Genomic DNA, 20,692 nt, shown 5'->3' on the forward strand with positions numbered 1-20,692 from the left:
CCATGCAAACCAGAAATATGTGTCTGGCGTTATCGCTATTGATGTCTACACCAGCGATAAGCGCCGGTATCCCGGTATTTGATGCCGCCAGTAATACCGAGTCAATTAACCAATGGGTACAGAAACTCCAGCAATGGCAGGAAACGGTCACCCACTATAAAAGCGAGCTTGATGCCTATAAGCAGCAATTAGCGACCGCAACAGGCATCCGCGATATTCAGGGGTTTCTCCGCGATGCTAAAAACCTAAAAAACGATATCGAACATCTCCGTAAAAATGGTATTTCACTGGATGACCTGCTGACCAACCCAAGCGGTTATTATTCTTCTGACCTTCAGCGCCTATATAACAAATATCAATCGTTTGATATTTGTAATCAGTCCAGTTCATCGCAACGTTATCTTGAAAGTTGCAAACAACTTGTCCTCAATCAGGCAGTCTCAATTGAGAATACCAGCGATGTCCAAAACAAGATTAATAGCACATTAAACGATATATCAGACTTATCCGACCGCATAGCCAACGCCAAAGACTCGAAAGAGTCACAGGACCTGGCTAACGCGGTGGCAGCCAAAAGCGTACAATTGAATGCATTAACCAGCCAATGGGAAATGTCAGTCAAGCAGGCTGAACAGCGTGCCGCGATGTTGACTCAACAGCGGCAAAAAGCATTCAATGAACAACAACTCGCCGCTCCGATTCCTGACTTTAATTATTGAGAGGGTAAGAATGAAAACGTCACTTTGCATTTTTACAGTTATTTTAGGCTCATTATTTCTGTCGGGGTGTGACAACCCTAAATCAACGCAGTGGTACAAAGATCATCCGGATGAAATGAACCAGCGATATAAAGCGTGTGAATCATCCGGCGATGACTCCCAAGATTGCAAAAATGCACGAGAAGCGCGATTTGAACTCCGTCAGGAAAATGCCAAGGTTCCCGATTTGAATTAAAGGGGGTCATCTATGTCAGGTGGTATGTTTGTTGGAATGAACAACACGATCACTGACGGTTTACATGCCGTACTACGGGGACAAACCTCTGTGTACGGCGATATGGTAAGCATTATTGCCGTCAGTTCCTTCACGTTATTTGTCACTTATCGGGGTTATCAAACCCTAGCTGGAAAACTTCAAACACCAGTAGAAGATGTCATATGGGATGTAGGGCGAATGTTATTAATCATGACATTCGTTTTAAATCTCGATGGCTGGCTGGATTTAGCCATTTCTGCCATTAACGGATTAACTGACGGCGTCAGCGGTGATGACAATGTCTGGGTGTTACTGGATACCGTCTGGGCGAAAGCGCAAACGATAGGACAAAAGCTTTATCAACAGGATGATTCCACCTATGTAAAACTCAACGGCGGTATTGCCCAACTGCTGGTCTGGGGAGGTGCAATCGTCACTCTGCTATTTGGTTCGGCAGTTAACCTGTTAGCCGGAATTATCATTGTATTAATGACCACCACTGCACCGTTATTTATTTTCTGCCTGCTGTATGGATTCCTTATTCCAATGTTTAACAACTGGCTGAAAATTATCTTCACGGTGATCCTGACGATTATGTTTTCCGCGTTATCCATCAGGATTGTCATCAATTATCTCAATGGCTTATTAGATAAAGCGGTTAACTTTGCAGATAGCGCCAATATCATCACACTGGGTGTTCAGTGCTGCGTTGCGGGTGTTATTTCCGGCGTCATTATCTGGTTTTCAGCCAAAATCGCGAACGCATTAGGTGGCGTTGCCGTTCAGGCCGCACTACAGGGTGCCGCTATGGGCGGCTTACGTGGGCTGGCGAAGCCCTCTTCTGATGCAGCGAAACCGGTCATGAAAGCCGGTGCGACAGGTGCGCGACTTGTGACAAAAGCGGGCGTCAGCGCCGCTACTGCAACAGGTTCACTTATCGCCGTAGGCACCAGCAAAGCCCTATCCGCATGGCAAAAACGTGCGGCGTCTATCGATAGCATGAAGCGTTTCAACCAACAGCGTAACCGCTAATCCCCTCCTAACGCAATCTCTCCACCCCGTGCCGTGGCAACCGCCGCCGGTACGGCATTTCTGTCTTCGACAAACATAGGTATCGATATGAAATCCAGCCTCGTCTTTCTGATGCTGTGCATCCTCACGGGCTGCGCACAGCATCAGCACGATCTCCCACCTGTATCTGGCGATCCTCAACCGGTTAATTCCCCCGCGATTATTCAGGAGCTGACAAAGCATGTCTGAAACAGAAAACATCATCGCGTCATCCCGTACCTTTGAATCTGTCCTGCTGGAAAAGGATGAACGGGAAAAAAAGCTGGCGTGGCGAATAGCCGCCATAGGGTTTGCTTTGGCCGCAATGGCGATCACCGCACTGATTATTCTACTGCCGCTGAAAAACACCGAAATCGAATTATGGTCGGTGGATAAACAGACCGGACGTTATGAATATATGACCCGGATTAAAGAGCAGAATATTTCCACAGAGAAAGCACTGGCTCAGGCGTTAGCGGCGCATTATGTCAGGCTCCGCGAGGGCTATAACTATTTTGCTCTCCAGCGCGATTATGACGATGTGCAGTTATTCAATAGCGACAGTGTGAACCGCGATTATCTCGACGTGTTCAACAGCAATCAGGCACCCGATGTCATTTTCAATAAAGCGGAATATGTCGTGTCTATCGACATTATTTCCAACGTTCACGCGACCGCGACAGATCCTGACCATCTGGCGACCTTACGCATTAAACGGACTATCCGCCGCATTGTCGATAACTCGGTTAAAACAGATATCTGGAACATCCGGCTGACTTATCGATACCTCCCCCGCAAACAACTGACAGACAGCCAGCGAGAAGTGAACCCGCTGGGGTTCATCGTGACCAGCTACCAACGCGATAAAGAACTGAGGGGTGAATGATGCTGAAAACAACCGTGATATTGAGCCTCCTTCTGGTGTCACCCATCGCCTGGAGCGCGGCGATACCGCGCAGCAGCACGTATGACAGCCGAATGCAGAATGTCACCTATAACAGCCAAAATGCGACCATCGTCAACACCCGCCCCGGCTACCTCACTACACTCCTGTTTGATGACGATGAAGAAGTCATCGACGCACAAGCGGGTTTTCCGAAGGGTTGGAAAGTCACAAAAAGCGATAATCGAGTCGGTGTCAGCCCAAACCCTATCACCCAACCGGTAACCGATGATAACGGTAACAACGTCAATAAAGTGTTTCTGCCAACGGCGAGCGAGTGGAGAACCAATCTCTTTGTCGTGACATCAAAGCGCGATTACAGTCTGGAACTGAACGTACTGGAGAATGACTCGCCTTCACAGGCCTTTATTATCCGTTTTCGCTATCCGGATGACGAGCGCAGGCAAGCAGACGCAGCCAGCGCAGCGCGGCTGAAACTCCTGCGTGAAACACAGGAAAAGCAGCAGATAACGACAGCCTTTGAGCAGGCTACCACGCCACGCAACTGGCTTTATACCAAGCGAGTCGCGACGGATTCAACCTCCATTGCACCGGACTTCACTTATGATGATGGTCGCTTTATCTATCTGGGTTTTTCTCCCGTCAAAATCCTTCCGTCTATCTTCCGGGTCGTTAACGGGCAGGAACAGACCGTAACACCCCGCATAGCCAAACACGGAAACTACACCGTGGTCGTCGTGCGTGCAATGTCACCACAGTTGGTGTTGCGCTACGGCAGTGCGGTTGTCGGGATTGAGAATACGTCATTTGGCAACGCCACTGTTGGCAGCGGTGACACCGTTTCACCTGTCGTTACGCTGGAGGCTAAATGACTGATAAATCCATCCCAGAAACAACGGCAAAAACCGTGGCGGAGCTGGAAGTCGAAGCCCGTGAACGGGCTCGCTCAGCGATAGAGAGGCAAGCACCAGAGCAAAATACACCTCCCGGCCAACCCGAAGTGACACGCTTTAAAAAAGCCTCTAGTAACCGGACACTGCTGGTCAGCCTGCTAAGTCTAGGCGCACTGATTGCACTGGCATTGGGTGGAGATCGCTTCCTTGCATCATTAAAGCAACGCGATGATAAGGCGGTTGAAACCCCAGCACCGCCATCAGCCAGTACAGGGCAACATGAGCGTAAAAACCTCGGTATGGACAACAATCCGTTCGGCCTGTTCGGCCAGGACAAACAGGAAACCGCAACAGATAATCACCCAATACAGACGGCATCACCGTCAGAGCCACCCGCGTTAAATAAGGCGGCGGCACTGGTTGATAGCCCAAGTAGTGCCGCTGAGTCCACACAACGCGGTAATACTCAGGCTTCACAAACTGCACCTTCCGGCACACAGAGCTATGAGAACAAAGGCACACCAAAAACCACGTCTGGCACAGAGGCTAACGACGTCAATCCCGGTGTCGCAAAAGTGATCAGCGTCAGGCAACTGGGTCTCGATCCCAATCTTTACCTGCCAGTTGATCGTTATATTCCGTGCTCAATGATGAGGCGTTTTGTCTCTGACGTGGGTGGTCGTATTTCCTGCCTCATCGGTGAAGATGTCTACAGCGCCAACCATTACGTGAAGTTGCTCCCTGCCGGAACCGTCGCCAGAGGCATCTACCGCACCGGAGCGCTGCAACATGGTCGGAGCCGGATGTTTGTTATCTGGACGGAATTACGCACACCGGAACCCGGCAGCCTGCAAATCCCGCTGATTGATACCGAAGCCACCGGCCCGTTGGGTGAGGCTGGGATTAGCGGATGGATTGATACCCATTTCTGGGAACGGTTCGGCAATGCGTTGATGTTGAGTACCGTACAAGATGTGGCTGCCGCCGCATCAGATTCAGCACCGGGGAAAGACCGCAATACCGATTACACCGAAAACACCCGCGCTGCCGCGTCAGAAATGGCGAAAACGGCGTTAGAAAACAGCATCAATATCCCGCCCACGATGTACCTCAATCAGGGCGATGTGATCGGCATCATGACCGGTACGGATATCGATTTCTCTTCCGTTTATCAACTACGTCTAAAAAAGAGGTGGTATGAGCGCTGAAAATCTGTCGCTGGATTTTATGAAAAACCAGTTGTTCGGCGATTATCTCAAACTGGATGGCCTGACGGAAATCGCCATTAACCGCCCCGGAGAGATCCACACCAAAATAAACGGTCGATGGCAGAAGCATGATTCTCCGGTTACGTTACGTCAGTGCCATGCTTTTGCCAAAGCACTGGCCTCATGGAATGAGGATAATATCGATGATACCTCCCCTATCCTTTCCGCCACATTAGGATCAGGTGAACGTGTCCAGACTATTATTCCCCCAGCCTGTGAGCGGGATACTGTATCTATTACGCTGCGAAATCCGTCACTTGAGCAGAAAACACATCAGTCCTGGATTGATGCCGGTTTTTATAATCGGATAGCCGGTAAGGAGAGAAATGAAGGTAAAGATGATGAACTGACCCGATGCTACAACAATGGCGATATCCCCCACTTTATCGAAAAGGCCGTCGAGTACGGCAAAACCCTCTTTATTGTTGGTGAAACCGGCTCCGGTAAAACCACCTATATGAAGACACTGCTGCACTATATTCCAGCACATCTCAGGCTCACCACGATTGAAGATAACCCCGAAATCCGGTTTTACCATCACGCCAATTATGTCCATCTGTTTTACCCAGCAGATGCCGGAGACGAGGCGATTATCACCCCCAGTCGATTGATTCGGGCCAATTACCGTATGAATCCGGATCGTATTCTGCTGGCGGAAATTCGTGGGCGGGAGGCTTGGGACGCGCTGAAAATTATCGGTTCTGGGCATGAAGGTCTTATCACCTCCCTGCATGCAGGCAGCCCGGAAGAATGTATTGAAGGGATCATTGACCGCTGCTATGAGAACCCTGACTGCAAAAATATCCCGTTCGATGTGTTGTTACGCAAGGTGCTTAAATGCGTAGATATCATCGTCAGCGTAGATATTCACGGCGATATTCGCCGGATGGGAGATATTTATTTCAAACCTGTACATCTCCATCAAATGAAGAAAACATTCAGATAGACGAACAGTTAAATCCCTTCACTCCCAATAAAGGTATTTGATATGAAAATGATCCTATTCACCGCCTGCCTTTTCTGCATGAACTTACTACTGCCCTCTTCCGTAATGGCCGCTGATGTCTGTGAGATTGTTTTATGTCTGTACGGTAAAACAACCGGTAACGGCGGAGGAAATGGATGTCAGTCTGCTGAACGATCTTTCTTTAATGTTGTAAAAAATAACAGACACGGATTTCACCCCAACCGTACCGCCGATGCCCGAAAATTTTTATTACTCGAATGCAAATCAGCCGACCCGAAAATCATCGACCAGATAATTAATAAATTTGGTCGCGTGCGTCATTGAATTAAAAGAAAAACAGTAATAACAATATCGGGATTATTACCGTTCCTCCTGTCAACTCTGGATGGAAAACTCGACACCGATCGTGACGGTTTTAGGCTTTTAAATTTATGCGAATAGCAGAAATTTAAAAGTGGCGTAAGGCGAGTAAATTCTATTTCGCAGAAATAGCTAATTTGCGTCGCCGAACCCATCTGCAAACAGCCGCGCCCACGCGGATTTTGCAGACTGGGGGAGCCGAATAAATTTCGCCGCCCCAGCGAGCGAAAAGCTATCGCCCACGATAGCGGTTTATTTGGGGGGCTTGCCCCGCACACCGTCGCAGCTAAGTCTCCGGCCAAAAGCCGGTAGCGTGGCGCGACCACCCGCTTTGAAGGCGTTTTCCCATTTTTTCGCTTGGCCGGAACGGACAAAAGAAAAAATAGGCGAAAAACGGCGTCTCAAAGGGGGTGGTCGCGCGTAGCGGGCGACGGTGTGCCGCCTTTGACCCTGGGGATTTTGGCGCGGCGTCCAGCCACGACATTACCCCCGATGTGATATGCAGTGAGAGCGTCCAGCCCGAGCGTAATATCACACGCCGTTGCCCGTCATTCGGGCGTTTCAGGGGACTGACGACCATGCGTCGGCTGTTTTCTGAAAGCGCGGAACACGGGCATGAGCGTCGGAGACGTTCAGTGCTTTTCATTCTTTTATGGGCGTCATCAATAGGCGTCGCGTATGGGCGTGGGGTTTAACGTCCATCGGTGACGCCCATGTGATGCGCCCGTCACACCGAAATCAGACCGGAGGTCACTGTAATGGGAACTCATCTGATGCAAAGGCTGAATGCCTTTACGGATGCCTTTTCTTTTTTTCTGCTCTGGCTGCAACACAATCCGGTAATATTGTCCATATTTGCCGGACTGACTCTGCCATTTATATTTAATCTGCCACGTGAAGAAAGAAAAAATGCCCCCTTTTGGTTAAAATTAGTCGCGGGTATATCCACCTTCTTTTTCATATTTGGCACCCTGTCACCGCTAACCATTCAGGGGCTGAGTTTTTTCTTTAAAGTGCTCGATAATGACATCCTGCTCAGATTATCACTTTGGATATTGACTGTCGGATTTACGCTGGCAGGTCTGGCTTTTTATATTGCAGTCCGAAGGTTGCTGACGGGTGAAATCGACAGTTTAAAACATCGGATGATTAAAAAAAGTAAACTGGAAAGAAACGTCAGAACGGATGTTCGTGACGTCAGGGATATGTTACCTGACAGTATTGCGTATAATCCGCTGGATTATATTGACCTGAATAAAGGTATTTTCATCGGGCTGGATAAAGACAATCAGCCGCAATATATCACCGCCGAAGAGTTTCAGACTCAGCACGCCGACCTTATCGGCACCACCGGCTCCGGTAAAGGTGTCAGCGCCTGTGTCCTGCTTTATCAGGCAATACTGTCAGGTGAAGGCGTATTTGTCGAAGATCCTAAAAATGATGAGTGGGCACCGCATGTTCTGCGGGAGGCCTGTCAGAAAGCGGGAAAAAAATTTGTTCTTATTAACCTGAATGACCTTAATTTTCAGCTTGATTTACTGGCTGATATTTCTCATGAACAGCTGGAGGAGCTGTTTAATGCCGGTTTCAGCCTGGGTAAAAAAGGCGAAGGTGCTGACTTTTATCGTATTGCCGACCGTCGTGCAGCCAGAAATACGGCAGCTATTTATGAAAAGGAAATGACGTTACGCGACTTATTTAACACTCACTTTGTGAAATCCCTCAGTGAAGATGTGCCTGCTTTTTATGGCGAGCTTGAGGAAATCGCTTTAGTGAACTCCATTAATGCCAATAAGGGATTTTCCTTAAAGACCATTTTTGATGAAGGCGGCTGCTGTTACATCATCGGCTCAATGCGTAACCAGAAAATCATATCGGCTCAGCGAATGATTTTAACTCGCTTAATTCAGATAGCTGAAACGCGTGATCGAATAAAAGGCAAACCTCGTCCTGTCGCTATTTTTCTTGATGAACTTAAATATCACCTTTCCCGCCCTGCGCTTGAGGGGCTTGGCGCTGCGAGGGACAAAGGTGTGCATATCATTATGGCCCACCAGTCGGTAAAAGATTTGTATGATTGCCCGGCAGATCTGGAGGGTGATGCCGTTGCTGGTTCGGTGATTGAGAATTGCAAGTTTATGCTGGTTTATCGCCTTCGTGATCCAGATACCGCCGACTGGGTCGCCAGAATGACAGGCTCTATACTGGTTGACGATGAAATGAGGAAAGTTAAAACGGATATATCCCTGACGGAGAAAATGGATACTGACAGGATGATCCGCCAGGCTGAACGATATTATATAGACAGCAACATGTTGCTTAACCTCCCCAAATTTGTTGGTTTTGTTTTTACCCAGAACGATCTGGCGAAGGCAACCAAACTATTCCACATACCAGCGAAGAAGCAATATATCGACCTGTGTTCATTTGAACATAAAAACCCTCCGCACACCGAAAAAGAAAATCAGATTCACAAACCCTCCATTAACCTGTGAGGCTATCAATGCTTATTCATAACGTTGCTGAAAGAAATGAAGCCGCAAAACGGAGAATGCAGGCATTGCTGTATTTTCTCAAGGAAGAAACGTTCTCTGATTTGCGGACCTTAAAAAAAGTTGTCGGCTATAAAGGAAAACATAACCATGCGATGTATAAACTGCTCAATAAAGCGGTTGCGATAGGCCTTCTGATTAAACACGAATATCCGGTATTGACCGGGAAAAAATCATTGTGGGGGCTCAGCATGCAGGGACTGGCGATGGTGGTTAGCGCTGATGACAAGGTTTTCCCCTCCTATTTTGAACCGGGAAAACTTAAACACTCGACGCTGGAACATCGACTGTTAAATCAGCGGGTCAGGATCACCCTTGAGGAAAAAGGTGGTACAGGCTGGCTTAACGGCGATCGGAGAGAGTTTATGTCGCGATACCCGGGCTTCCGGCACAGACCGGACGGCATTATTACCTTAAGCAGCGGTGCCATCGTTGCGGTGGAAACAGAGCGGTCGATGAAAACCCGCGCCCGTTACATCAGCATCATTAACAGTCATCTCGCCGCCAGCGACGCCGGACGCTGGCACTACGCGATGTATGTTATGCCGGATGATAAAACGAAAGAATCGCTGGTAAGGCTGTTTGACAGTATCAGGACGGTGATGAGGAACAACGTTCCCGTCCCGTTTGATGCGAAAAGCCGGGAGATGTTTCTCTTCCGCACCCTTGATGAACTGGAATATAGCGTCATTAATAAGCACGAGGTCTCATCTTCATCAGTTGGTGGCGATGACGGGAGGGAACGCCATGCATGACATTTTGACTCATGGCGACTGCCTTGACGTATCTGCAATATGCCGAGCAACTCTGTGGACAGCATTGTGACCGACCCGCCCTATGGTATTAAATTCATGGGTAAGACATGGGACTATGATGTTCCTTCACAAGCCATCTGGAAAGAATGTCTGCGCGTACTCAAACCCGGTGGTCATTTGCTGTCGTTCGCGGGCTCTCGCACTCAACACCGAATGGCAGCGCGTATTGAGGATGCGGGCTTTGAAATACGTGACATGATTGTATTTCTCTACGAGACCAGCACTGCTGCTCAGGCCCTCATTGAAAGTTTGTCTCCGGACCAGCTCAAATTGCTGGACGCAGTATTTGGACGTGACGGAATGTTGGGCTGGATATACGGTTCGGGCTTTCCTAAATCTCACCACGCGTTAAAACCGGCACTGGAGCCGATTACCCTTGCCCGTAAGCCATTCAAAGGCTCAATAGCATCGAACTTATGTGTGCATAGTACCGGCACTCTGAACATCAGCAAGTGCAGGATCCCTCTTGCAGAGGGGGAATCCCCCTATGATTACCCTAATGGACCCGGTGGTACCGATCCTAACCATATGTGGCGAGGCAGAAATAAAGGTGATGGTGATTCCCCCAAACAAGGAAACCGCGACGGTCGCTGGCCTGCCAATCTTATCCATGATGGCAGTGATACAGTACTTGCTATGTTCCCGGATACTCCTCAGCAGGCAGAAATTAGTGGTCCAAGTCGGTTCTTTTATTGTGCAAAAGCCAGCAAAAAAGACCGTGGTAAGGGTAACAATCATATGTGTGTAAAGCCCACCGAGCTGATGCGTTACCTTTGCCGCCTGATTACTCCCACGGGCGGCACTGTACTTGATCCCTTTATGGGGAGTGGAAGCACCGGCAAAGCTGCGGCGATGGAAGGTTTATGTTTCATCGGTATTGAGCGAGAAGAGGATTATGTGAACATTGCTCGCAGGCGTATCGCGGCAGCACGGAGGTCCAATGCTTATTCAGGTGATGCAGGAAGGCATATTGATAATTGAAGTCGGGTTCAATGCCTTTAAACGCATAGCAGAGCGGGGCAGACGGCGCAGCCCCCTAAGAGAGCGCAAGAACTTAAGCCAGATACCATTTTCTCAGCGAGATAAACTCACCGTAGATACCTGCAGCATCCTTGCTGAGTAATGCAGCGATATCCGCTTGATCACTAATAGAACTAAGTGACTCCAGTGCTGCCAGCCGTAGACGGGTTAATCTGACACAGTTTAAATTCAGCATTTCTATTGATTGCCGGGCTTTATCCACATACTGAATCGGGCAATCTGCGGAGACATTCATCAATCCTTCTTCATCGAATTCAAACCATGTTCCATCGTCTGGAAGCTCTTGCGAAGGATCGAGGATCAATTCTGACCAGTTATGATTGGATTTGGGCACATCACAGCTCAGATTAGCTTCATCTGTCAGGGACCCAATATAGCTTGCTGAGCGCGCATGTTCCCCGCCAAAGCAGCACCCCAACAGATTGATCCACAACAGCGAGTAGTTAGTTGTGGGGGCGGGCTGCCCGGCCGCAATCATTTTTTTAATAGTTTTGCTGTTTTCAGGAATAAAGTGTTCAACTTTAAATCCTAGTGGTTTGTTGTCACCTTCATCTCTGAGTGCTTTTTCACAATAGGCACAGAGACCAGCCTGATCGGTAATTATCTCATTTTTCAGACTGTTCCGGTCGGGAGAAGCCAGGGTGGTATAGAATTCATCCTTCCAGCCATTATTCTCATTTCCTGGCACTGCAATATAATCGTCCAGAATGTCATTGCTCAGTCGCGCTTTCCTAAAGCCTCTCATTACTGCTCCTTGCTAACCTTTTTGGCATTACGCTTTATTCTGAGTTCCAGATCAATTTTCAGTTTGGTGACATCCGGGTCATGATCATCGCCCCATTGCAGAATTTTCTCCAGAAGCGCCTGTGCTTCTGGCGTGTCGTACTGATTGTTTTTCATCATTTCACGGAAACGTGCAAGATTTTGTACTGGCTCGACATCGGGCCGTGCTGCAACATCCTGGATATCACTCTGCACCTGAGAAGACTTGGCACCATATGAAAAGGTCGGGATCTCAATATAAAATCGATTATCCTTAACTTTAATTTTCCTGATCGCCTGCTCTTCAACGGTATTCAGGATATTAGGGCTATGGGTGGTGGCAATAATTTTGACATTCGGGAAGGTTTTTTTCAGTTTACTAAGCAGGGACTGCTGCCATGAGGGATGCAGGTGTAATTCAATTTCATCAATAAAGACGACTCCGTGACCGTTAAATGGGTCTTCGGTGCCACAGGTATAGATCAGCTTCAGAGCGATATCGAATAGCAATGAAAGCGTGCTCTTCTCACCATGAGAGAGATAGGAAGCACTGATTTCACAATCTCGCTTTACACATACAAGATCTAATGCCTCCAGCTTTTCATCGTATTTTAACTGGATAGAAGAAATATCATCGATGAAATCGCATCCCAGTGCGAAAATCATATCCACAATCTTTTCCATCCGGTCAAGATTGGTCGACTTATCCGACGACTGGCTGCTAAAGATGATTTCGACTTCCTTCTCTTTCTGGCTAATTAGTGTGTTTTTTATTTCATCTGTAAGATCAGAATGACTGATGTGATAGATGAACTCCTTGAGACTTTTAATTTTTTCGCTTTGTTCATCTTCGCTAGAAACGATTTTTTTTATCTTTATTTCGGAAGCCCATTTTATAAAGTTAGCGAAGATATTAGAAGAAAGCGTCAGTGAAGAGTCCGGATAAAGTTTATCCAACAGCTTGTTGGAACCGCTTTCAATCACAGACGTGAATCCACCGTCTGGGTAATTCTTACCTCGCTCTACCGAGTAGTAAGCAAACATCGGCGCCACAATGCCACTGTCCTGAAATTCCATATACATTTCAGCCAGCTCTTTAAAATCAGCGTAGTCACTTTTAACCGAAAAAGTACCAAGGGAGCGGGCAATGTCGATCTGATAGTCGGAGGACTTTTTGTCATTCCCCACCGAAACATCCAGATTAACTAGCATCACGGCATTACTGACTAGGCGGTTGATGTATTTATCACCGAACTTCCATCCCTGGTTAGAACCATAAACCAGTCGATAAAACCATGAAAGAGAAAGATAAATCGCTTCCAGAATCCCCGTCTTACCATAGCCATTATTTGCGGCGATTAGAATAACATCGTTATCTAGATTAATCGATAGTTCGTTAAAACCTTTATAGTTTACCAGCCTTACTCTTTTTAAACGAAACTGTGATTCTTTCAGGTTATTAAGACACATCTGACGATAACGTGAAGATTTAGCAGGGTCGACTTCAACAAACATTCCCTCTTTATAATACTTAAACATTTTATACTGGTCTTTGATAGAATTATCATGATCAGCACCCATTTTTATTTTTTTAACCGTCCGATTCATTTATTCATTCCTGATAATTTACAATATCGCTAATGATTTCTACACCGTATTTTTTTTGCATTGAAAGCTTAAATTGCGGCTCAATATGAAAATAATGTGCAAGCAAGCCTTTTAACGTTAGAGTTTCATCAGTACTGAGTTCTCCCAGTTTAAATCTGAAGATCAATGATGAGGCATAACGTTTATTTTTCCGGCCAACCGACAGTTGGTTGTCATTCGTCAGGGTCACGCCAGTGACATGACGATTATGCGCTTTTGATGAAAATACAGTTTTGCTTTCATTGATGGTGATATTTTCATAACCGGACTGCACAATCAGCGTGGCAATTTGCTCTTTGAGCATAAACAGCACGTTCTCACGTTGAGTTGAAAAGGTCATATCATCCGCATAACGGGTGTAGGTTATACCCGCCTGATCGCATATTTCCGACAGCAACTGGTCAAATTTTTTCATCACATAGTTAGAAATAAACGGTGATGACGGTGCGCCGACACTTAATACCAATTTCCCCGAGAGTTTCTTACCCGGACACCAAAAAAAGATATTGATCAACAACATTAAAGTGTTGTCATCAATTTCCACTGAATCATGCAACAGCGCATTTTTAAATATCTCTGGCGTGATGCTGTTAAAGAAATTGGAAAAATCCATCTTCAACAGATAACGATTGTTTACATGCTGCTGTGCGTTTTCCCTTATGCCTTTCCCCGGTTCATAAGCGGTGGCGCAGGAATGGACTGTGAGTTGAGTGCGAAGAAAATCAACGAGTTTGCGTTGCAGATCTTTCACTTCTGGGGTTGGCTGCGCAATTACTCTGACGCCAGAGCTACGCTTGGGTATTTTATAGACTTTATACTTTAGCGGACTTCGCCGTGCAGTAGATGCAAGCTTAATTCTGCTAATGCCGATGTCCTGATATGGGATCTCTATCTTCATTTATCGTTTATAATTCAGGGGGGCAGAACGCGCAATTATGCTCTGTCACCCTGAAAGCCCTTTACTAGAAGCCGCGATAAACACTTCATCGCATCATAACACTTTATGATGCGATGAAGTGTTTATCGCAATCATAAAAGTGCTCAATAAGTTAGAGTCTGGCTAACCGCCCGACTAGACGCAAAAACCGTCCATACGCTAAAGAGCTAACAGTGATGATAGCTAACAAACAGCACTGACAGCAAGCATTGCTGCTCGTGTGTTTTGGTGCAAACTTTGCTGCTAGATGAAACAGAGACACTCATTACATCTCTTGCTGACTGAGACCAGTCTTGCCGACAACTCGCTTAAATTGCAGGATACAGGATCTGAGGGCCTACGATAATCCACTCAAAATGTACGGTAAGAATGAGATTTGCGCCTGAAAAACTGATTGGCACTCAACACTGTTCGTTTAATACCACTTCTGATGTATTTGCGGGCTGATCCTCAGCAGTTGTTACGGTGGTGAGAGCGTTGACGAATGTATGATTAATTCAATGTTTTTACTGAGTCGTTAGAAGTGAAATGTCCGCTCCTCGCTCGTTGCAGACTGTCAGGTTAAATCGTGTTTTAACAGAGAACACTGCCAGATCAAGTTTAAGCTAATATATCTAAAGGGATGCGCGGGCTCTTTGTCGCCCGCACCCGCAGCCTGCGAATTTTCTGGGCATATTATGTCCAGAAAATTCGCAGGGAAACTTAAACATCTCTCACCTTCCCTGCCCCGCAATAAGGTTAAAGCCGCACTCCTTTGCGACTAATCATCTCCGACTCAAATCTTATCCATCAGATAACGATGCGCTTTTGAGGCGGCGCTGGCCGCTTTGAAAACATAGCGCTTATCGTTTTTCAGTGCTTTCAGCCAGGAAGCAATATAGCTTTCGTGCTGAAACTCTCCGGCAATCCCCAAATCCGCCATCAAAAAAGCACTTCCCAGCTCCGCCACTAATTCCTCCTCCGCATAATCTGCACTGCCAAATTTACCTTTCATTTCACGGTTAAGTCGTTTTTTACCACCACTCCAGTGAACCAGCTCATGCAGGCCGGTAGCGTAAAAGTTAGCAGCATCAGCGAAAAGATGACGCTCGGGTAACCAGACCTCATCGGTTGAGGGTCTGAAAAAGGCATTTTGTCCTTTCTCAATGATGTTCGCGCCGCTCTTCTGGAACAGATTTTCAGCCTCCGGCAACGGGTCAAAGGTTGCTTCTGGGTTGACTGTTTCAGTTGTCAGCGGAAGGCCATCAATTTGTTCAACATTGAATACATTGAAGGTTTTCAGCATCGGGATCTGGTCGATGTCACCGTCTTCGTTTTCTTTCTCTAAGGTCGTATAGAAAATAGCTGTCGTGCCGTGCTCACCTTTACGAACCTGCCCTCCGACTGCCTGTGCTTGTTTGTAGGTCATCCAGCGTGAATCACCAAAACCCTGTTTTGACGCACTGCACCACAACAGCATGATATTCATTCCGCTATACGCGATACCGGTTGCGAAGTTGGAAGGCAACCCAGACATGCCTGGCACTCGTTGCCACGGGCAAGACCACGGTTTTACACCGGCTTCAAGCGCTGCAATGATGTTATCGGTGACGGTCTGATAAATATCGGTTTTAGTTTTGGAAAATTTCGTTTTTGAGGAGCCTGACTGCTCCAACGGGGATACGCTGGTCGCCGCGGCGGTGTTAGGGGCGCTAGTCTGGGTATGCAGGGAAATCGTCATGGTTTTTTCTCCGTCAGTGGTGTGATTTTCGTCTTCGTATCGCCTGACGGTTCGCTTTCCCGGCATCGTTCTGTACTGCAAGGGCGCAGAATGCGTGCCATTTACCCTTGCGGGACGGATTGTGTTGGGAAACGATTAACCGGAAGCTGATATGAAGCACGAAAAGCGCACAGGAGAAAAAACTTGGCCCTGCATAGCCGAGCGTAGCGCCCCTTACGCAGCAAAGGTGAAATGGGTTTGGGGTTTAAATAGCGGTATTAACTCAGACCTTCTTTGGCAGTATGGCCTTCTCACCTAAAATGCACTCAATTAGTCACGAATCCACTATTGGTGGGTAAGATCACTTGCATATCACGATTACGAAATGTGATGAATGTCAATAAGTTGTATAACGCGGTCAACAGTTGATAAAACAGTCCCCCCAATAAAGAAAAAATGCCTTACTATCTCTGGTAGAAGCAAGAAAAATCAGGCGCAGCGTTCCTTTCTGCTGGAATATTTGGGCTATCCAAAACGAAGCATTTTGTAACTATGAATTCAACCTTCTATCTTGAACGTAATTTTACACACGATGACAAGACATACACAGAGACAGAGTTGTTGGCTGCATCAACGCACATTGTTGTATTAGCAGAACCCGGCGGCGGGAAAACGGAGCTGATGAAAAGTCTTGCTCTAAAACTGAACACTTCTGTCATAAATGCCAGCGTATTTGCTTATGTGAGAGCAGATAAAGAAAATAGCCCACTGGTGATTGATGCCGTTGATGAAGTCGCCAGAATCGATCAATCAGGTATTCATAAACTCCTTGCGCTCGCCAGAACATCAAAGCCGACTCATGTAATCATGTCGAGCAGGTCAAGCGAATGGGGACTGGCTTCTACCAGTATTTTTGAAAAAATTCTTGGTTTCTCCCCTACGGTTGTGAGGCTGATAGAATTCGATCAAAACGAACAACACGCCATCTTTAAGTACCATGCGCCAGAAGAAGACTTCTTTGCATTCCAGACTGAAGTAACACGGTTTAGTTTAGACATGTTGTTACCAAACCCCCAGTTTCTGAAAATGTTCACCGATGCCTATTTAGAAAGCGACAGGAGATTTGCCGACAAACGTTCAATCTTTGCTTTAGCGGCCGAACGACTGGCTAAGGAAGTCAACCCAGATATCCCGAAAGCCTCAGTACCTCTTTCCGTTGCACAGAAGATTTCATTTTCTGCCGAGATTTATGCCAAACTTCTGTTGTCGGGTGCCGAAGGAATCAGCACCATCGATGCGACTGCAAACCGGATGTATCCCATGCTGCCAGCGTTATTTAGCGGCAGTACTGCCTGTTACGACATATTGTCAACCCAGCTTTTCAAACCCGGCGATAAGGAAGACCAGCACCGCCCGGTTCATAAGATCGTCGCTGAATACTGCGCAGCGGATTATCTTATTAAACGAATAGCCGACCCTGTGGATGTTCTCACTTTAGCAAAGTGCTTGCCTATTATTGCACCGAACGGTACTGCCAGGGATGAGTTGAGAGGTCTGCTCGGATGGATGGCGGCATTAGGCAACAAGTCAGTACAGGAATCCATTATTGAGCTTGACGCTTATGCTGCACTCGCAAACGGCGATCCATCACAACTTGAACGTTCATCGAAGCGACAACTTCTTCATCGACTCAAAGAGATTGAAGCCGCAGACCCTTACTTTCGTCGGAGCGATTTCTGGCGCCGGTTCAGCGCGGCTGGTTTTTTCACGCAAGATGTTATTGAAGAAATAAAGCCTCTTTTAACGATGGGTAATGATGGTCATTTACGTGATTTAATTTTAGAACTTCTGACAGACTCACCGGTAAACAGTCAGTTGACGCCCGAATTAAGTCTGCTTATTTTAAATCCCAACGAGTCTAAACACATTCGTACCTTAGCAAGCAAATGCTTACTAAATGTCAAAGAGTACGATTTCATTGGCGCTTTAGCCGTTTTAATTTTTGAAGCGAGTAATATTTCACTCAATATTGCAGCTAACATTATCGAAGTTACAGGAGCGGAGAAATTTGACCACAAATATCTCTCTGGATTCTTACGCATCTGTGCGAACCTCTATCCCGATCACAAAGAACAATTTGAAAGGGTCGTTGGCTCTCGTTATTTTATTAAAAAGCTTATCTCCTGTTTTTCACCGCATACTCTTGAACTTCTTCTAGACGAATTAACCCATAATCTTCATTGCCATTGTGGGAAAAAATCCTATGAATGTGATTGCCGCAATGGGGTAAGTAAGATCGTCGGTTCAATGGTCGATCGCTATTTTGAATTAGCTCAAGCGCCGTTTGATCCTGTGAGGATCTGGCAATGGATAGGTAATCTCAATTTTCATCGCCAATGCCAAGCCGATCAAAGCAAATCGGTACAGGTGCTTCGGGAAAATGACACACTTCGTCAGGAGATCATTGCTCATGTATTCGGGCCATTAACGGATCGTAATGAAATATTCAACACAAGAGTAGAAAAGTTCGACGGACACCTGCACTCACATTCAGGCCTTCATTTATGGAGGAATGACTATAAATTTGTCCTCAATCTGGCGTTTGAAACAGATAATGTTGACCTATGGGCGAGTTTTCTTGCCAGCCACCAACGCTACAGAAACAAGGAAGAGCAAGGTCCCGATGATTTGCGGACACAAATGCGTCAGCACGCCCTTTCCAAACCCGCGTTTATGCGCGAATGGGCCAGATACAACAATGCAATGAAATTATCCGAGCAGGAACACCAGTTCTGGAGATTCAGACATAGCCGAAGCAGGAAACGCCATGATAAAAAGCAACGAGAGATTCACGCTAAAAACATAAAATTTGTTAATGAAAACAGAGATGTTGTAGAACGTGGTCGTCACTGGGATTGTCTGGTGCGTTTTGCAGAACTTGTGCTCATGCATCCAGAAAAAATTGAATTGGAGTTTGGTGACGAGAAGCTGGTTCGGACTGCGTTAAGAAATTGTCTGGATTTTATTACTCCCGTGGTTCCCACCCTACCCGAACTAGCAGCTCTACAATGTGAATCTAAGCACAGGTATTCTGAGACAGTTTTATATGCAGCATGTCTGGAGATTTTACGTGCAGAAGGCAATCTTGAATGCGTCAATACCGAATTGCTTACAGCATTAAGAACCAACATTCACATGGGATATGACTCAGTTTCGACGGAAGAACGTGACGCGCTACAGACTGAAATAGACCGCCTCATTTTCCCTGATAGTGAAAGTGCGGAAAAATATCTCCGACAGTATGTTGAACCCCAACTCGCTCAGCCATGCCCTCACCCTGAAATTTGGATGTTAAGTGGAGAAGAGGTCTTTCGTCATTCACGCACTAAACTTTCCATTGAATGGCTTCGTCGTTTTACTGATTTATCCCTTAACTCAGTAGATACACTTTTTGAAATTGCTGCTCAATACGGCGATCGTGAGGATTTAAAAGAGATTATTGCAGAGCGTTGCTCAGAGATAATATCAGGCTGGCCCAATCCGACAGAAGATGAGGATTTTGAACGCAAGCGAATTTTCTGGCTGGTACGTGAGTTCTACTTTCTCGAGAACATTACAGCTACTTATTGGGCATGGCTAAAATCTAACAAAGATAATTTACTGCATTTTTATGAACGTTCTGGCCGTATGAGCCGAAGCGAGCATCGTGTCTGGCCGGAACTTACCTCAATTAAGGTTGAAACCATTTTAGACGCTTTCTTTGAACAATGGCAATGTGTTGAACTGCCAAGTCATTGGGGCAACGATAGGCCTGAAGAAGAAAAAGCCTACCGCTTTTTGACTGATTTAATTTGGTCAATTGAATCAGATATTCCTGATAATGCAATACCTGTACTGGGTCGCCTTCTTACCGATCCACGTTTCACGAGCCAGCATCAAGGGCTGCAAAGTATATATGCTGGTCAGCTCAGGAAAAAAGCGCTCAGGGATTTTGAACCACCGACGCCAGATGAAATAGTCCAACATCTGGATTGTGATTCAGTGGTTACTGTTGAAGGCCTGCGTCAGTTAGTTCTTCAGGAGCTTCATGATTTCCAGAAATCGATTGATGGCGGGGAGTTTAACTCGGCAGATCGCTTCTATGAAAAAAATGAACGCCTTGATGAGGTAAAGTCTACGGAGATCATTGCTGAACGTCTCAATTTAAGACTCGAACCTCAGGGCATATCGATAACACCTGAGCATCAGTTGAAAGGTCAAAACAGGAGTGACTTCACGGCATCTAAGTTGATTGGTGGAAAAAGACGGCTGCTGGTTACGGAAGTCAAAGGCCAGTGGCACAGAGAGTTATATTCTGCCGCTTCAGCCCAACTCTATGACCGTTATTCTATCCACCCAGATGCCGAGCAGCAGGGTATTTTTCTTGCTATATGGTTTGGAGAGAGTAAGACCGTTGCAGGCCGCAAGCTCCACAGTATCAAAACTGCTCAGGAACTTAAAATCAGTATTGAAGCAGTATTACCTGTTGTTCTCCGTGGTTTAGTCGATATTTTCGTTTTAGATGTTTCACGACAGAGTAAACGTTAGAATTAGTAACATAGCTCCTACTTTGAATTTCTTGAGGGTGTTTTAAGTAATACACTATAAAAGAACTCAACAGTATTGTTACATCAAACATAAATGTCCGATATCACCGCAGGTGTGATAGCAGGCATTTACCACCGAGAGATTAACAAAAATTGGTGGTCATTCTGGTGGTCTTGACAGAAAGGGTATTCTGATTTAGCTTACTTATTAGCCAGTTACTGGCAAAGGCGATCCC

Annotated in this window: 17 protein-coding genes; 13 read left to right on the forward strand and 4 right to left on the reverse strand. The window is 46.4% G+C overall.

Annotation, left to right across the window (positions count from 1 at the left end; genetic code table 11):
- Window positions 1–2 precede the first annotated feature (2 nt).
- The 12 genes from A6301_RS12645 (at window position 3) to A6301_RS12700 (ending at window position 10,765) form a co-directional block, all read left to right on the forward strand.
- Complete coding sequence (locus tag A6301_RS12645; protein ID WP_234257937.1) at window positions 3–719, forward strand: type IV secretion system protein; 717 nt, start codon at window positions 3–5, stop codon at window positions 717–719.
- A 10-nt stretch (window positions 720–729) separates the two neighbouring features.
- A complete protein-coding gene (locus A6301_RS12650; protein WP_234257938.1) occupies window positions 730–954 on the forward strand; it encodes an EexN family lipoprotein in 225 nt (74 codons plus the stop codon).
- Between the two features lie 12 nt (window positions 955–966).
- Complete coding sequence (locus tag A6301_RS12655; protein WP_234257939.1) at window positions 967–2,007, forward strand: type IV secretion system protein; 1,041 nt, start codon at window positions 967–969, stop codon at window positions 2,005–2,007.
- Window positions 2,008–2,094: 87 nt separating this feature from the next.
- Complete coding sequence (locus A6301_RS12660; protein WP_176222567.1) at window positions 2,095–2,235, forward strand: hypothetical protein; 141 nt, start codon at window positions 2,095–2,097, stop codon at window positions 2,233–2,235.
- Window positions 2,228–2,911: a virB8 family protein gene (locus A6301_RS12665; protein ID WP_234257940.1), complete on the forward strand. Its 684-nt coding sequence runs from the start codon at window positions 2,228–2,230 to the stop codon at window positions 2,909–2,911. The genes A6301_RS12660 and A6301_RS12665 overlap by 8 nt, the downstream gene beginning before the upstream one ends.
- Window positions 2,908–3,801, forward strand: coding sequence for a P-type conjugative transfer protein VirB9 (gene virB9, locus A6301_RS12670; RefSeq protein ID WP_234257942.1), 894 nt, complete (start codon window positions 2,908–2,910; stop codon window positions 3,799–3,801). The genes A6301_RS12665 and virB9 overlap by 4 nt, the downstream gene beginning before the upstream one ends.
- Window positions 3,798–5,030, forward strand: a complete 1,233-nt coding sequence (virB10, locus tag A6301_RS12675) for a VirB10/TraB/TrbI family type IV secretion system protein (RefSeq protein ID WP_234257943.1) — start codon at window positions 3,798–3,800, stop codon at window positions 5,028–5,030. The genes virB9 and virB10 overlap by 4 nt, the downstream gene beginning before the upstream one ends.
- Entirely contained in the window at window positions 5,020–6,036 is a 1,017-nt protein-coding gene (gene virB11, locus A6301_RS12680) for a P-type DNA transfer ATPase VirB11 (RefSeq protein ID WP_234257944.1), read from the forward strand. Before virB10 ends, virB11 begins: the two co-directional genes overlap by 11 nt.
- Window positions 6,037–6,078: 42 nt before the next feature.
- Window positions 6,079–6,381, forward strand: coding sequence for a conjugal transfer protein (locus tag A6301_RS12685; protein ID WP_234257945.1), 303 nt, complete (start codon window positions 6,079–6,081; stop codon window positions 6,379–6,381).
- Between the two features lie 794 nt (window positions 6,382–7,175).
- Window positions 7,176–8,912, forward strand: a complete 1,737-nt coding sequence (locus A6301_RS12690; RefSeq protein WP_161545747.1) for a type IV secretory system conjugative DNA transfer family protein — start codon at window positions 7,176–7,178, stop codon at window positions 8,910–8,912.
- Window positions 8,913–8,920: 8 nt separating this feature from the next.
- On the forward strand, window positions 8,921–9,724 hold the full coding sequence (gene mobC, locus A6301_RS12695; protein WP_234257946.1) for a MobC family replication-relaxation protein: 804 nt from the start codon (window positions 8,921–8,923) through the stop codon (window positions 9,722–9,724).
- 66 nt (window positions 9,725–9,790) lie between these two features.
- On the forward strand, window positions 9,791–10,765 hold the full coding sequence (locus A6301_RS12700; RefSeq protein ID WP_234257947.1) for a site-specific DNA-methyltransferase: 975 nt from the start codon (window positions 9,791–9,793) through the stop codon (window positions 10,763–10,765).
- A 73-nt stretch (window positions 10,766–10,838) separates the two neighbouring features.
- Here A6301_RS12700 and A6301_RS12705 read toward each other — a convergent pair whose 3' ends face one another.
- From A6301_RS12705 to A6301_RS12720, 4 genes are all read right to left on the reverse strand, one after another.
- On the reverse strand, window positions 10,839–11,570 hold the full coding sequence (locus tag A6301_RS12705) for a retron system putative HNH endonuclease (RefSeq protein ID WP_161545750.1): 732 nt from the start codon (window positions 11,568–11,570) through the stop codon (window positions 10,839–10,841).
- Window positions 11,570–13,195, reverse strand: coding sequence for an AAA family ATPase (locus A6301_RS12710; RefSeq protein WP_161545751.1), 1,626 nt, complete (start codon window positions 13,193–13,195; stop codon window positions 11,570–11,572). The genes A6301_RS12705 and A6301_RS12710 overlap by 1 nt, the downstream gene beginning before the upstream one ends.
- Window positions 13,196–13,199: 4 nt before the next feature.
- A complete protein-coding gene (locus tag A6301_RS12715; protein WP_161545752.1) occupies window positions 13,200–14,132 on the reverse strand; it encodes a retron St85 family RNA-directed DNA polymerase in 933 nt (310 codons plus the stop codon).
- 814 nt (window positions 14,133–14,946) lie between these two features.
- Window positions 14,947–15,891: an ArdC family protein gene (locus A6301_RS12720; protein ID WP_161545753.1), complete on the reverse strand. Its 945-nt coding sequence runs from the start codon at window positions 15,889–15,891 to the stop codon at window positions 14,947–14,949.
- A 531-nt stretch (window positions 15,892–16,422) separates the two neighbouring features.
- On the opposite strand from A6301_RS12720, the gene A6301_RS12725 reads away from it, so the two are divergent.
- Window positions 16,423–20,457, forward strand: coding sequence for a hypothetical protein (locus tag A6301_RS12725; RefSeq protein WP_234257948.1), 4,035 nt, complete (start codon window positions 16,423–16,425; stop codon window positions 20,455–20,457).
- Window positions 20,458–20,692 lie beyond the last annotated feature (235 nt).

This window comes from Pectobacterium sp. IFB5596 (assembly GCF_021432585.1).
In the GTDB taxonomy this organism is placed as follows: Bacteria; Pseudomonadota; Gammaproteobacteria; order Enterobacterales; family Enterobacteriaceae; genus Pectobacterium; species Pectobacterium punjabense.